We start from the raw sequence: 13799 nt of genomic DNA, 5'->3' as shown, positions 1-13799 counted from the left end.
TCCAGGAGGCCCGGGGATCTGGCCTGCGTACGTAGCTTCGACGGGTCGCACGTTCCCCCCACCGCTCCCGTCCGATGCGTCGGTATTCGTCGCTCTCGATGGCTCTCGGCCGATGGGTACTGTTGGGACTCGTCGTGTGTGGACCGGGGACCGCCACTGAGGCTCAGGGCGTTCAGGACGCTCCGGAGCCCTCCGTCGCGCGGTTGTGGAACGAGGTGCTACTCGGCGGCATCCGCAACGATCTCGCGCGGCCGACCGTCCACGCGCGCAACCTGTTCCACACGTCGGTGGCGATGTGGGACGCTTGGGCGGCCTACGACGAAACGGCGAGGCCGTACCTCCTCGGGCGGACGCTCGGTGGCATTGCTTGCTCGGCCGAGGTCGCTCCCGTCTCGGACCGTCAGGCGGCGCGCGAGGAGGCGATCAGCTACGCCGTGTACCGCGTCCTCCGCCACCGTTTTCGGAACTCGCCCGGCGCGCTCCTCACGCTGCCGGAGTTCGACTCCCTCATGGTCCGCCTCGGGCACGACCCGGAGGTGGGGAGGCCCGGCGGCGAGACGCCCGAGGTGGGGAGCCCCGCCGCGCTCGGCCTCACCGTCGCCAACTGTGTGATCGAATACGGGAGAGGAGACGGGGCGCGCGAGGCGCAGGGCTATGCGGCGCAGGGCTACCACGCCGTCAACCCGCCGCTTCTGCCCTCGGAGCCGGGCAACCCGGACATCGAAGACATGAACCGGTGGCAGCCGCTCCAGTTCGACGTGTTCATCGACCAGTCGGGCAACGAAATCCCGGGCGGGGCACCGCCCTTCGTCGGGCCGGAGTGGGGGGCCGTGAAGGGGTTCGCGCTCGACCCCGGCGCGGCTACCGCCCGCGAACGCGACGGTCAGGAGTTCGTCCTCTACGCGGATCCTGGTGCGCCGCCCCAGTGGCAGGAAGACGGGGGCGGCGAGACCGACCGGTATCTGTGGAATTTCTCCCGCGTCGCCGTGTGGTCCGGCCAACTCGACCCGGCCGACGGCGTGCTGTGGGACATCTCGCCGGGCGCGCTCGGCAACCTCGGCCGCCTCCCTGAGACCGAGGACGAGGTCCGCGTCTTCTATCGGCGCACGGCCGAGGGCGGGAACGGCGCCGGGTGGGACGTCAACCCGGTCACGGGCCGGCCCTACGCTCCGAACGTCGTCCCCCGCGGCGATTACACCCGTGTGCTCGCCGAGTTCTGGGCCGACGGGCCCGACTCCGAGACGCCGCCGGGCCACTGGTTCACGATCCTCAACACCGTCTCCGACAGCCCCCTTCTGGAGCGGCGGTGGCGGGGTGAAGGCCCCGTCCTCGACCGGCTCGAGTGGGACGTCAAGACGTATTTCGCGCTCGGCGGCGCCGTTCACGACGCGGCCGTGACGGCGTGGGGGCTGAAGGGCTGGTACGACTACATTCGCCCGATCTCGGCGATCCGCGCGCTCGCGGCGCTGGGGCAGAGCTCGAACCCCGACGCGCCCGACTACCACCCCGGCGGGATCCCGCTCATAGCCGGCCACATCCAGCGGATTCTCGTTGGCGACCCGCTGGCCGGGCCGAACGGCGAGCACGTCGGCGAGATCAAGCTGTGGGCGTGGCGCGGGCCCGATCGGATCGACGACCCCGAGACCGACGAGGCCGGCGTCGGGTGGGTACGGGCCGCCGAGTGGTGGCCGTACCAGCGGCCGACGTTCGTGACGCCGCCGTTCGCGGGCTACGTCTCGGGCCACTCGACCTTCTCGCGCGCCGCGGCCGAGGTGCTGACCCTCGCCACTGGCAGCCCGTTCTTTCCCGGCGGACTCGGCGAGTTCGAGGCGCCGCGCAACGAGTTCCTCGTCTTCGAAGAGGGCCCGAGCGTCGACGTCACGCTCCAGTGGGCGACCTACCGCGACGCGGCCGACCAGTGCAGCCTCTCGCGGATCTGGGGCGGCATCCATCCGCCCGCCGACGACCTCCCAGGCCGTCGGATGGGCGCTGTCATCGGCGTCGACGCCGCCGAACTGGCCGAGCAATTCTTCCTCGGCACGGCCCCTGTGGCCGCCGAGTCCGAGCCCGTCGCCGACGCCCCGCTCGACGTGTTCCCGTCGCCTGCCGTCGCCGGCCAGCCTCTGACCGTCCGCCTCGGGGGGGCGACGGGCTCCGTCGCCGTCGACGTGTTCGACGTCCGCGGCCGGCGCGTCGCCACGGCGGAGGGCGTCACCGGCCGCGATCTCTCGATTCCCACCACCGGGCTGGCGCCCGGCGCCTACCTCGTCCGCGCGCGGACCGAGCGCGCCGTCGCTACCCGCCCGATCGTTCTCGCCCGATGATGCGCTTTTTGCTCGCCGGCCTCTCGCTGGTCCTCGCCGCCCCAGCCGCCGCGCAGGGCTTCGTGGAGCGGACGTTCGACGCGGGCCTCGGCGCGCTGTCCAACACGAACGGCGTCGCGATCGCGGACTACGACCGCGACGGCGACCTCGACCTCTACCTCGTCGCCCGCCGCGCCTACGACCCGGCCAACGTCCTGACCTGGAGCCGGCTCTACGAGAACGACGGCACGGGGACGTTCGAAGACGTGACGCTGTCGGCCGGCATCGACGTCGAACTGGGGGCGACGCCTGGGGCCGATACGCGCAACTTCGGTTACCAGTACGTCGCGGCCTGGGGCGACTACGACAACGACGGCTGGCCCGACCTCTTCCTCGGGCACCTCGGGCCCGACCAGCTGTTCCATAACAACGGCGACGGCACGTTTTCCGACGTCACGGCCGAGGCGGGCGTCTCGGGCGCCGAGGCCGGCGGCGGCTACGTCTCGGCCTCGGGGCTCTGGTTCGACTACGACCAGGACGGCGACCTCGACCTCTACGTCGGCTCGTGGTGGGACTACGGGCCGGACCGCGACCTGAGCAACCGCCTCTACTCGAACGACGGGGACGGGACCTTCACCGACGTCTCCGAGGCGAGCGGACTCGCCGACCCCGACGCGACCTGGATGGCGCTCCCGTTTGACGCCAACGCCGACGGCCTCACCGACCTCTACCTCTCGACCGACATCGACACGACGACGGGCGTCGGGATCAATCGGCTGTACGTCAACGAAGGTGACCGGACGTTCCGCGAGGCGACGGCCGAATTCGGCCTCGAGGACGAGAACTACGGCATGGGCCTCGCCCTCGCCGACCCCGACCGGAACGGGCTCCTCGACCTCTACCTCACCAACGTCGCCACGCCGACGCGTGAGCAGCGGAACCCGCTCTGGCTCCAGACGGCGCCTGGCCAGTTCGAGGACGTGGCCGAGGCGGTCGGGGTCGACATCGCGGACTGGGGGTGGGGGACGGAGTTCTTCGACATGGAGAACGATGGCGACGAGGATCTCCTCGTGGTTACGGGTCTGTTCGACCCGGACTACACGAATCACATGTTCCGCAACGACTTGGAGTCGGGGAGCTTCAGCTTCACTCGGGTGTCCGCCGCCGTCGGTCTCGACGCCGATCAGGCCGCCCGCGGGGTGGCCGTCTTCGACGCGGACGGCGACGGCGATCAGGACGTCGTCGTGTCGAACGTCTTCCGGGCGCCCTACCTTTACGAGAACACGCTGCCGCAGGGCGAGTGGCTCGACGTCGAACTGGAGGGGACGGCGTCGAACGGCGATGGGCTGGGCGCGACGGTCACGGCGTGGGTCGACGGCGTGCCGCACACGCGGCTCCACCACGGGGCGCAGTATCTCGCACAGAACCTGACCCCAGTCCACCTCGGGCTCGGCACGGCCGCGACTGTCGACTCTCTCGTGGTCGCGTGGCCGAGCGGCCAGACCGACCGGCTGCTCGGCCTCGCGACGGGCCAGCGGATCCGGGTCAAGGAAGGGGAGGGGCGGATCGGGGCGACGGCGGCCGACGGCGGCCCTACCGTGCCCACGTTCCGTGTGGCCGCCGGTCCGAACCCTGCGGGTGACCGCGTCAGGATCCGCGTCTCTTCCGACGCGCTGGGGCCCGTCCAGCTAGAGGTGTTCGACGTGCTCGGCCGTCGGGTCCACGTCGCCGAGGCGGACGGGGTGGGCGCGCGCGCGTTCGCGTGGACGCCGCGGGCCGCCGGCGCCTACGTCTACCGTGTCACGTGCGGGGCTGAGACGATGACGGGTCGACTGACGGTGGTCGGCCGGTAGAGCAGGACACGTGTGGAGACCGCCCCGGCGGTTGGGAACTCCCCATTGCCTCCGCGAGCTCAACAGCCGGAACGGGATTCCCTCCACCCGGGTCGACCTCGACCAGGTCCCCTGGCGGAGGCGCTCATCCGGATGTTCGGCGTCGGCCCGGAGGACTTGGCCGCCGTCGTGTAGGCCAGCAGCGAGAAGCTCCGGGTCCTCGTCGTCGACGGGGTTTCGGTCGAGGGGCAGGCCGGGAGCTACTCCCGGATCGAGAGCTGCCTCGGGTTCGCCGCCGGCGTCTCCGGGGCGGACCTCACGCGCAGCCCGGATCCAGGCGCAGAAGTTCGGGGCGCGCAGCCGTGCCCCGGTGGGCCGTCGGCCTCGGAGCCGTACGTGACACTCTCCTGACAACGGGGGGCGCTACGTCCGGACGGGATCACATGCTGCCCTCGCGCTTCGAGCGCATTCGCTTGCCATACATGTGTCGTACTTGACTCCGGGAGTGCGGAAGGCGTGGCGGCCGTGTGAAACACAGAACCGGCCCTCCCAATATCGGGAAGGCCGGTTTCGGCGGGGTGGAGCTAAGCGGATTCGAACCGCTGACCTCCTCAATGCCATTGTGAGTCGGGCGAAACAGTCACGGCACCGAGGGTGGAGAAACGGCGCCATCGGAGCCATTTGGGGGTGTGGGGCCGCGAGGTTCCGCGACGATCTGCACGGGCTCGTCCGAATTGTGTCCGAACCAGTAGCGTGTCCGTACTCGCTCCCTCGCCGCCCTCGGCGTGAGGATGTTCAGGTCGAGGAGCGCGAGCGCCTTGAACTCCCGGAGGGCGATCTCGGCCGATTGGTTCCAGAGCGCGTACGCGCCGGCCACGTCCGTACCCTCCACTGGCCGGTCGAGAACATCGACCAGCCCGGCCACCTGCGCCAGGGCGTCCGGCGACATAAGGAAGTCCCCGGTGGACGCCGCGCGCTTCAACCGATCGAGGCCCCCGAAGAACGCGTCCCGCTCGGGATACGTGACGCCGGGGTAAGCTCGGGTGAGAGTGGCCCCACGCTCCCGCGCGCACTCGAGGTTCATCGCGAGCCAACGCCGGACGTGCTCCATCGCCTCGACCAGGTCCGTGTAGTAGTCGGCTTTCCGCTCCCACCACCGCTCGGTGTAGAACCGTTGGATCGAGAGCCTGACCGTGACGAGGGACGTGACCATCGCGACGGCGAGGCCGGACACCACAGATGCGAGAACGGAAGGCCACAGGTCAGCCATCGCGTGTCGCCTCGGTGTCGTGACCTTGCTCGGCTGGAGAGGTCCCGAAGACCCTCTCGACGTGCGAGGCCCCGCGGGCCGGGTCGTAGTGGCCGTAGTGCCGCTCGATCATCCGGAGGCTCGTCCCCATCAGCCGCGCGAGGTCGAGGAGCGGGACGCCGGCCGCGGCCATCCGCGTCCCGTAGGCGTGCCGGAGCGCGTACGCCGTCACGGTCTTGTGGACGCGCGCGCGCTCGGCCAGCTTCTGGAGCCGCTTCGTGAGGTAGTCGACGGCGACCTTCCCGCCCGTCGCCCCGCGGAAGACGAACCCGTCGGCCTCGGTCGTCCGCCCGGCGTGGAGCCGCCGGAGGACGGCCAGCGCGTCGCCGCGGACGGGGACGGTCCGCCGGCTCCCGGCCGTCTTGACCCGGTGGCCCTTCCCGACCTCGACGGACCGCTCGGCCAGCCGGACCGCGCTCCACCGGAGCTCCCGCTGTTCGCCGGGCCGGAGCCCGGTCCCGAGCCCGAACGTGACCCAGTCGGCGACCCACCCCGGCCGCTCGACGCCGTCCTCGCCGGTCACCTCGGCCGAGGCGGCCGCCCGTAGGATGGCCGCGGCCTCGGCGTCCGTCACGTGGTCGCGTCGGGCGTTGGGCATCTTGGGTAGGCGGACGCCGTCGGCCGGGTTGTCCGTCCGCATACCCCGCTCGACCGTCCAGGCGAGGAAGTGCCTGAGGCTCGCCCGGCGGCGCTTCTTCGTCTCGGGGCTCGCTTCGGGGCCGGGTCCCCGCCGCACGCCGTCGGCGTCTTTCGGCGGCTTCTTGCGAGCGTTCACGACGGCCTCGACATGGTCCTGCCCGACGTGGCCGACGAGCGCGCCGGCCGGGAGCTCGAGCTGGAGCTTGTCGAGGTACCGGCGGTCCTCGGCGACTGTCGAGGGCGCCGAGGCCCCCGACTTCTCGGCGAGGTACCGCTCGACGGCTGAGGCCAGCCCGACGCCGGCGACGGCGCCGCCGGCCTTCCCCCAGGGGTCGTACGTCCCGAGCGAGCGGCGGCGGGCGTAGCCCATCGCCTTCCGCATGGCCGCGGCCTGGTCCTTCGTCCGGAGGTTCACCCGCTTTCGCTTCGGCCGGCGGTCGGGGTCGTAGACGACCCACCGCCAGCTCCCGACGGGCACGCGCTCGCCGTCGACGACCTTGTGGTCCCGGTCGATCCGGCTCCCGTCGGGGAGCTCGACGGCGAACACCTCGTCCGTCTTTCCCCTCCGTTTTGAGGTGCCGCTCACGTGCCCGCCGAGGCCCGGTGAGCGGCCCTTCCGGTCGGTCCCGCCGAGAGCCGCCCGCCGATCTCGCGGACCTCCCACGCCGCCAGCGCAGTGTCGTCGGAGACGACCCAGACCGGGCCGACCTTGCTCCCCTCGATCTCGCCACGGCCGATGGCGTCGACGATCGTCTGTCTCGAGCACCCCTTGCGACGGGCCGCCTCTGTGGTCGTGATCAGGTCCGGCATCTCGGGCACTGGTGGGGGAGGGGAGAGTACGCGGGGACTTGCGGGGGTGCAAGTATGTGAATTCGACCTCTCTGCGGCGCGGTCGTCTTCGACCTCGCACCGGGCGGCACCGGCGATTCTGTGCACGGCCGCACGATTTCTAAGGCCGGACTCCGCTGGCATTGCGGGCCCGAGCCCTTCGCCGTCGGCACAAACTGGGCCTCACCCTACGGGCGTAGTTTGACAGCGTCCGAGCGCCCACGGATCATTCTGGCGCCGCCCCCGGCGACCGCCGGGCCATCGCCAGATCAAAAGCACTCCGCTCCGGCCGGGCCGGGCGGGCGCGGACGGACCCCCATCGTGTCGGCGGCACCGATCTGGTAGGGGAGCTCTGCCCGCGCCCGCCCGACCTGGTCGCAGCCGACGCCCCGTGCCGCCCTCCAGCCCGGCCGCCGACCGATCTTCCAGCAGTCCCCCCCGCCTCGGTGCCGAGGCGGACGTGCCGGCCTCCGCTGGCCTCGACCTCGACGCGCTCGCCGGCCGACTGGCGGCCCGCGTCGCCGAGCTCATCGAGGAGGCGAGGACGCCCCCGCCGCTCCTCGACCTCGACGGCGCGGCCCGGCGGCTCAACGTGAGCACTCGGACGGTCGAGGCGCTCGTCGCCGACGGCGAGATCCCCGTAATCCGGATCGGGACGGGTCGCGGCGTCCGGCGGTTCGACCCGGCCGCGGTCGAGGCGTTCATCCGGCGGAACGCGAGGTCCCTGTGAGCGGGAGCCGGTTCCTCTTCAACGTGCCGGCCTCCGCCCTCCAGGCGCTCGTCGACGCGGCCGAGGCTACCCCGGGCGAGTACCCGAGGGAGGCCGCTATCGCTGACCTCCAACTGACGGCCGACGCGGGGCGGGTCCACGGGCAGCGGACCTACGCCGAGCGCTGGCGGTGGACGTATAAGACGGTCCGTTACCACTGGGCGGAGCTCACCGCCGAGGCCGCTAAGCGCGCGACGTCGGACGGACGCCAACTCGACAACCCGGCCGCTCGGAACGTCCCCGCGGATTGGCTCGAGAACGCCGGCATCGGGGCGCCGAAGGGCGCAAGAATCGGCCTGGGAAGGGGCAAAAACCACGATCCAGGGCGCACCTCAGGCGCGGGCGACAACGAGGGGCGCACCCAGGGGCGCACTTGGGGCGCACCTGAGGGCGCAGAAAACGGCCGAAACGGGAGCGAGAACGGCGATCTGGGGCGCACTCAGGGGCGCACTTGGGGCGCACCCAAGGGCGCAGACCTACCATCCCTCATCCCGCATCCCCCTCATCCCTCTTCAACGACCGACCGACCCGCCCGCGCGCGCGAGGCCGAAGCGCCAGACGGGCCGGGCTCCGAGGGGTCGGTCGGTCGTGAGGGTGAACAGGATCAGAGGGGGACCTCGGCCGACGTCGTCGCCCGGCTCCGCCATCTCGGCGAGGCCGACGGACGTCTCGAAAGGAAGGTGGGCCAGCTGCTCGTGCGTGGTGGGTCCGACGTCGTCCTCCGAGTGCTCGCGGACCTCGAGGCCCAGCCGGCCGGGACGATCCGGAGCCCGCTAGGCTGGCTGAGCGCTCAGGTCGGGAAGGCCGGTCGCGGGCAGCACCGGCACACGGCCGCGCGCGCGCCCGACCTCGTCGAGCGCGAGGTCTACACCGACTCCCAGCGGGACCGAGCGATCGGTGCCGGCGTCCCGCCCGGCCACTTCCACCGGTCCTCGTTCGACGAGGCCAACCGGCCGCTCTGGATGTACCTCCCGAACGGGGTCCGCCGTCCGGCCGCCGAGCCCGGAGGGGACGGAGCCGGCGACGTGGCCGGCCTCCGCCGCCTCGGTGATCTGGCGGGCAGTCTGCTCGACCGGCCCGATGACACGCCCGAGGCCGGGCTGCCCGGTGTGTCCGCGGACACACCTCCCTGAATGCGCCTCGGTCGCTCGACCTCAGACAGGCCGCGACGGACCGCCCCGGGGCGCGGTCGCAGCCACTCGGTTCCGGAGCTTCGTTCGGAGGTCGACCGGCGTCTCCCAGACGATGTGGTTGTACTGGCGGGTGTCGAAGTGGGCGCGGTCGATGTGATCGGCCCGGCAGGTCCAGACGACGGGGATCCCGAGGCCCATCGCGAGCCCGGCCTCGAAGTAGACCCCGCCACGGTGGTCGGTGAAGTCGGCGATCAGCAGCCCGCTCCGGCGGATCTCGGCTACGATGAGGTCGTCGATCTTCCCGTTGTGCTCGGGCTCGTCGACGCGGAACGGCTCGTACCCACAGTCCTGGAGCGCCGGCACGATCCCCTCCGTGTAGGCCTCTGAGACGGACGGGTCGAACCACATGGCCACGAACGCCTGGTCAGCCTTCGCCCTGTCCACGTTCAACTGCTGCACCCGCCGCCACCCGGTGGTCCGGAGCGAAACCTCCGGCACGTCGTTCGTCTCCCCGACGACATCGAGATAGCCCAGTTGCTTCGCCGCGTGGAGGATCGCGAGGAACTCGTCCGGGCTCTTCGCAAACGCGACGGGGTAGTCCATCACGGGCTCGACCGGCACCCGTTCGTCGAAATCCGAAGTGCTCCTGTAGACGTGCATCACCAAGCGGTCCACGCACCGGAGGAGATCGCGACTACGGGGCGCCATGGAGTCGAGCTGGTCGAGCGAAGAGACGACCGGCTCGCCGCCGAGCTCGTTGCGCTCGCGGATCGCTCCAGACCACCGCCAGTTGTCAACTCGGCGTTCTTGATGGTAGAGGTTCACCTCCTGCAGCCGTCGCAGGACGAGTTCGGAGATCACGAACGTCCCGCATCGTTCGCAGAGCACCCGGAACCCCACCCCGCTTCTTAGGACCGGTTCGGGGACTCCGAGGAGGCAGATTGGACAACGGGATCCTGTCATGGCTAGAGCTGCTGTGGACTGGGAGCATAGACCCGGTCGGCGACCGCGAGTAACCTCTGGCGTGACGCGCCAGGCGTCACAGTGCCCCCGTACGCTCGTTCCATGCCGAGACCTGACCCGACACCCGACGCCGCCCGGCGACCCCTCGACGCGCTCCCCGACGGCCAGCGGGAGGAGCTGGAGGCGAGCGCCGACGCGGACCGCCGCAAACGCGACTTGGCCGACCTCGGCGGGACGCTCCAGCGGCGCGCGCGGGAGCGTGGGCGGATCGGGCTCCCCGGCGGCGCCGAGTGCCCGCCGTTCCTCCAGGCCGCCGAGGCCGAGGCGCCCGGCGCGGCCCGGCTCTACGTCGTCCTCGACGGCGAGCGGTTCGACGTCGAGCGCGCCGTCGACGTCGGGACGTACCTCGAGCTCGACGAGACCAACGCGCGCGCGGCGCTCCAGGCCCTCCGGCGGGCGGAGTTGGTCATCGGCCCCGACGACGACCTCGTGACGGTCTCGCCGGGCGACGTCCCGTTCTAGCTGGCCCGCAGCTCGCAGGTGCAGAGGACCTCGGCAAGGTCTGAAACCACAACGTCGATGGCCGCGACGAGGTTGTCCTGCGCTTCCGCGTCCCACGTGCTCCGCACTAGCGCCCGTGCGAGCTCGGCGTCGGGGTTCGGTAAGGTGCAAGGGGCAGAGTGGTATTGGACATGAGCTGCGCCTACCGGTCGCCTGGCTTGAAGAGGCTTTGGTATCCCTCTTCCAAGAAGGCCGCGGGGGTGTGCTGGCGCTGCGCCTGACCCAGCACGCGGTCGAGAAGGAAGGCGTTGGCGAACCCGGGGATGGTGCCTGCGGCAGCAGCGGCAAGAGGACCGGCCGGTTCTGCCGCCGCTCTAAAAGCGAATCCCGCAGCGGTAGCAGCAACCCATCGGACCCTCCGCCCGCGCGGAGCTGTGAGCAGCGCAGCGAAGCGGGCCCCGAGCGATTGGACGTGGTACTCCAACTGCTCCTCGATCTCGTTGTCTTCGAGGTCAGCCGCGGACCAGATCCACCTCCGGAACGCCTCCCCCTCTGCGCTCCGACGGGCGTCGATCAGCGCGTGGAGGTTGACGCCCTCTGCAACTCCGGTGTGACGGAGGTTCGGGAGCCCCTTCACTCCTACGATCCGGCTAAACGATTCCGAGGGCCGTGCGGGATCCAGCAGGCCTCCAACATACTCGAGGTGCGAACGGTAAAAGGACGCCTCTGAAGGGGCAAACGGGACGAGGGCATTGAAGCGGCGCATGTGGTGGACACGGTGCACCTCATCGCCCAGTCCAAAGAAGGCCTTCCGAAGGACAGAGACGAATTCCTCCGTGCTGACTCCAATCTTGCCGGCTAGGTTGGTGTCAACAACGAAGGTTCCATTGATGAATTCGACGGATACGTCATCTTCTGATGCCTGGAGTGTGTGGCCCCGATGCGCCGCAGCCCTCTCGACATACGGCAGCAGCCGACGCGAGTCCGTCCCGGCCTCGATCAGATCATTCCCTATCAGGGCCGCGGCTTTGTGCTGCTCCTCAGGGGTCAGCGAAGCCTGGTCGATGGACTGGTGAAGCGCGTAAGTGATCGACCTCCACTTCGAAAGGTTCTGTACTTCGAACCGCTCCCTGAGCTCGAGGAGACAGTTCTTGGCCATCTCTCGGTCCTCCGTCCAGACGGGGAACGCTCGGATTAGGTATGGTCGCCCTCTGCTGGGCGCAGATGTGTCTAGGACGGTCGTCTGACTAAGTCCAAGTTGCACCTCCACTGCGTCCGACTTGAATAGTCGGATGACGGCGTCGAGGCCGAACAAGTCGACGAGGGTCGAGATCTCATTGAGACGGTTCGAGCTGAGCACGAACGTGTCGAACAGCAGGAGCCTCTCTAGGAATGCTCCGGCATCGAGATGGAAGCTCCCGTCAGTGGCGAACGTGTTGGGAGTCGCGAAGAGGCGTCGTTGAAGCATGGCCTACCAGCGTCGGCGAAAGGGGGCCCCGGACGGTTATGGGTCAACTCGCTGAGCGCACGGACGACGCTCTTAAGGACGCCCAGCAACGCGAGGAGGTGTCAGTGTGCCTTCCCGCAACGCAAGCTCCGTACCGCTCCGGCTCGGCGCCGAGCCGGAGCGGGCAGCGGTCGCACTACTCCGTCGCGGCCTCGACAGAGGCCACGCTCCCGGAGCCGTAGGCGGTCTCCCGGCGGGCCTCAGCGGCCTCGGCGTCGAGGGCCTTCCGGACCGCGGCGGCGGCCCCGGCGATGGCCACGTTGCACCCGCGCGTCGGGCGGTCGGCCGTCCCGCCGGTCACGGCCGTGGCGTAGACGCGGATCGGCGTCGAGCACTCCGTGACGGCGCCGGACCGGGCCGTCCCGAGGACCGGGGCGAGCCACTCGACGTGCTTCGGCTGGAGGAACCCGACGGCCCGGAGCGAGCCGGCGTCGCCCGGCGTCGTCTCGGCCATGACGATCACGACCGGCCGGCCGCCCTCGCCCGTCCCCTTGTGGAGCCGCGCGGGGTAGTACCGCGTGCCGGACGGGGCCGGGCCCATGGCCTCCAGCGTGTCGGCCAGCTTGGCCAGGTCGCCCTGGAACGCCGTCACGCGCTCGAGCTTGGTCGGGACGGCGAGCGTCGAGCCGCCGGCGAGGAACGAGAACTCCTCGGCCTCCTCGACCTTACGGCGCGCGTCGAACCGGACGCCGACGGCGTTCATGTGGTCGAGGACGACGGCGGCGTCCTCCGCGATCGCCTGCGCGCGGGCCATGGCAGGCGAGACGGGCCCGAGGTCGGCGTAGGCCTCGACGTCGAACGCCTCGGCGTCCATCGCGCGGCGCTCGTCCTCGGCCTCGGCCGCGGCGCGGAGAACGTCGGCCCGGTCGCGGCACGCGCTCTCCAGCTCGGCGAGGCCGGCCGGGAGCGAGGCGGCGAGGCCCTCGTAGGCGTCGGCCATCTCGGCGTCCGTCCAGTCGGCGGCGTCGGTCGCGGGGCCGACGTGCTCGTGGAGGGCCTCGGCCGTCTGCGTCGGGACGTCCGGCGCGCAGATCTCGGCGGCGACGGCGTCGAAGATGGACGTCCAGTCGGCGCGGGCGGCGGCGGCAGTGGGGAGGTCGAAGGTCATGGCGGGGTGGGCGCGAGCCCGGTTGGTTTGTACGCCCAATGTACAGCCCGTGGCTGAATAAATCAAGCCATTGGCTTATGTTTATTGACCTGGCAGCTGATTTTGTTTCAGCCCTCGGCTTGCTATTTTTCAGCCCGTGGCTTAACCTGTTCGGCGCACCATCCCCGCGCCCCAGATGCCCTCAGACTCGTACGCCCCGCAGCCGAAGCGAGGAGTCGTCCTCGACGAGACCGCTCTCCGCGAGGCGGCCGAAGAGGCCGTCCGCGCCTCCCGACTTACGCAGGCCCGCGTGGCCGAGGTCGTCGCCGAGCAGATCGAGGGGCGCGACCGCGTCCCGTCTCCTTCGGCCATCTCCAACGCCGTCCGGGAGACCGGTCCGAAGGTGGCCGCCCTCCAGATCGACATCATCCGGGCGCTGACCGGCGCCACGATCACAGGCCCTCTCTACCGCGTCGACTGACGCCGCCAGCCGGGGCGCCCCCGGTAAACGACGAACGGCCCGCCTCGCTGGACACGATCACGGGCCGAACGCCGACAAACCAACCGGATTCCCGGTCGGAGCGCCAATCTACGGGCGCCGCGGCCGGGGGTTTCTCCCCCTCCCATGCTCCGCTACCTCGACGACCCCGCCGACCTCGACCGCTTCCTCGACCTCCGCGAAGAGCGCGACCGGATCGACGCCGAGCTCGACGCCCTCGCCCCGACGATCCTCCGCGCGCTGGAGATGGAGGACGACGAGCGGGCCTCCGCCCGCGGCTACACGCTCGAGGCTCGCGTCCGCCGGACGTACGGGTACTCCGACGCCGTGACCGAGGCGGAGCGGTACGTCCGCGACTGCAAGGCGGCCGAGCGCGCCGCCGGCACGGCCACGATCGACACGGCCACCGGGTACGTCCGCGTCACGCGC

The 13799-nt window shown here is 70.7% G+C and carries 13 protein-coding genes; 7 read left to right on the top strand and 6 right to left on the bottom strand.

Going from position 1 to position 13799, the window contains the following annotated elements:
• Positions 1 to 215: 215 nt before the first annotated feature.
• Together BSZ37_RS16960 and BSZ37_RS16955 are read left to right on the top strand one after the other, a co-directional pair.
• Positions 216 to 2324, top strand: a complete 2109-nt coding sequence (locus BSZ37_RS16960; RefSeq protein ID WP_143537706.1) for a DUF6851 domain-containing protein — start codon at positions 216 to 218, stop codon at positions 2322 to 2324.
• The gene (locus BSZ37_RS16955; protein WP_179299720.1) at positions 2324 to 4156 is read left to right on the top strand and encodes an FG-GAP-like repeat-containing protein; all 1833 of its coding nucleotides are present in this window, start codon (positions 2324 to 2326) and stop codon (positions 4154 to 4156) included. The genes BSZ37_RS16960 and BSZ37_RS16955 overlap by 1 nt, the downstream gene beginning before the upstream one ends.
• Before the next feature lie 619 nt (positions 4157 to 4775).
• Here the strand turns inward: BSZ37_RS16955 and BSZ37_RS16950 are convergent.
• The 3 genes from BSZ37_RS16950 to BSZ37_RS16940 are packed head-to-tail and all read right to left on the bottom strand — an operon-like array spanning position 4776 to position 6893.
• Positions 4776 to 5405 (bottom strand): hypothetical protein, encoded by a 630-nt coding sequence (locus BSZ37_RS16950; protein ID WP_143537705.1) that lies wholly within the window; start codon positions 5403 to 5405, stop codon positions 4776 to 4778.
• Complete coding sequence (locus BSZ37_RS16945; RefSeq protein WP_143537704.1) at positions 5398 to 6669, bottom strand: tyrosine-type recombinase/integrase; 1272 nt, start codon at positions 6667 to 6669, stop codon at positions 5398 to 5400. Before BSZ37_RS16945 ends, BSZ37_RS16950 begins: the two co-directional genes overlap by 8 nt.
• Positions 6666 to 6893: a helix-turn-helix domain-containing protein gene (locus tag BSZ37_RS16940; RefSeq protein ID WP_095511688.1), complete on the bottom strand. Its 228-nt coding sequence runs from the start codon at positions 6891 to 6893 to the stop codon at positions 6666 to 6668. Before BSZ37_RS16940 ends, BSZ37_RS16945 begins: the two co-directional genes overlap by 4 nt.
• Positions 6894 to 7302: 409 nt before the next feature.
• On the opposite strand from BSZ37_RS16940, the gene BSZ37_RS16935 reads away from it, so the two are divergent.
• Entirely contained in the window at positions 7303 to 7641 is a 339-nt protein-coding gene (locus tag BSZ37_RS16935; RefSeq protein WP_179299719.1) for a helix-turn-helix domain-containing protein, read from the top strand.
• A 719-nt stretch (positions 7642 to 8360) separates the two neighbouring features.
• Positions 8361 to 8813 carry a hypothetical protein gene (locus BSZ37_RS16930; RefSeq protein ID WP_095511686.1) on the top strand — a complete coding sequence of 151 codons (453 nt, stop codon included), beginning with the start codon at positions 8361 to 8363 and terminating at the stop codon, positions 8811 to 8813.
• Positions 8814 to 8834: 21 nt separating this feature from the next.
• On the opposite strand, the gene BSZ37_RS16925 is transcribed toward BSZ37_RS16930, so the two are convergent.
• Positions 8835 to 9776, bottom strand: a complete 942-nt coding sequence (locus BSZ37_RS16925; RefSeq protein WP_179299718.1) for a TIR domain-containing protein — start codon at positions 9774 to 9776, stop codon at positions 8835 to 8837.
• Between the two features lie 102 nt (positions 9777 to 9878).
• Between BSZ37_RS16925 and BSZ37_RS16920 the strand changes: the two genes are divergently transcribed.
• Positions 9879 to 10298, top strand: a complete 420-nt coding sequence (locus BSZ37_RS16920) for a hypothetical protein (RefSeq protein WP_095511684.1) — start codon at positions 9879 to 9881, stop codon at positions 10296 to 10298.
• A gap of 181 nt (positions 10299 to 10479) precedes the next feature.
• On the opposite strand, the gene BSZ37_RS16915 is transcribed toward BSZ37_RS16920, so the two are convergent.
• Positions 10480 to 11745, bottom strand: a complete 1266-nt coding sequence (locus BSZ37_RS16915) for a hypothetical protein (RefSeq protein WP_095511683.1) — start codon at positions 11743 to 11745, stop codon at positions 10480 to 10482.
• Between the two features lie 175 nt (positions 11746 to 11920).
• Positions 11921 to 12892, bottom strand: a complete 972-nt coding sequence (locus BSZ37_RS16910; protein ID WP_095511682.1) for a nucleotide exchange factor GrpE — start codon at positions 12890 to 12892, stop codon at positions 11921 to 11923.
• Positions 12893 to 13067: 175 nt separating this feature from the next.
• Between BSZ37_RS16910 and BSZ37_RS16905 the strand changes: the two genes are divergently transcribed.
• Together BSZ37_RS16905 and BSZ37_RS22185 are read left to right on the top strand one after the other, a co-directional pair.
• Entirely contained in the window at positions 13068 to 13352 is a 285-nt protein-coding gene (locus tag BSZ37_RS16905) for a hypothetical protein (protein WP_095511681.1), read from the top strand.
• 144 nt (positions 13353 to 13496) lie between these two features.
• A partial coding sequence (locus tag BSZ37_RS22185) for a hypothetical protein (protein ID WP_179299717.1) occupies positions 13497 to 13799 on the top strand: 303 nt, incomplete at its 3' end.

The organism is Rubrivirga marina (genome assembly GCF_002283365.1).
GTDB lineage: Bacteria > Bacteroidota > Rhodothermia > Rhodothermales > Rubricoccaceae > Rubrivirga > Rubrivirga marina.
This window is presented reverse-complemented; position numbering and strand designations above follow the sequence as displayed.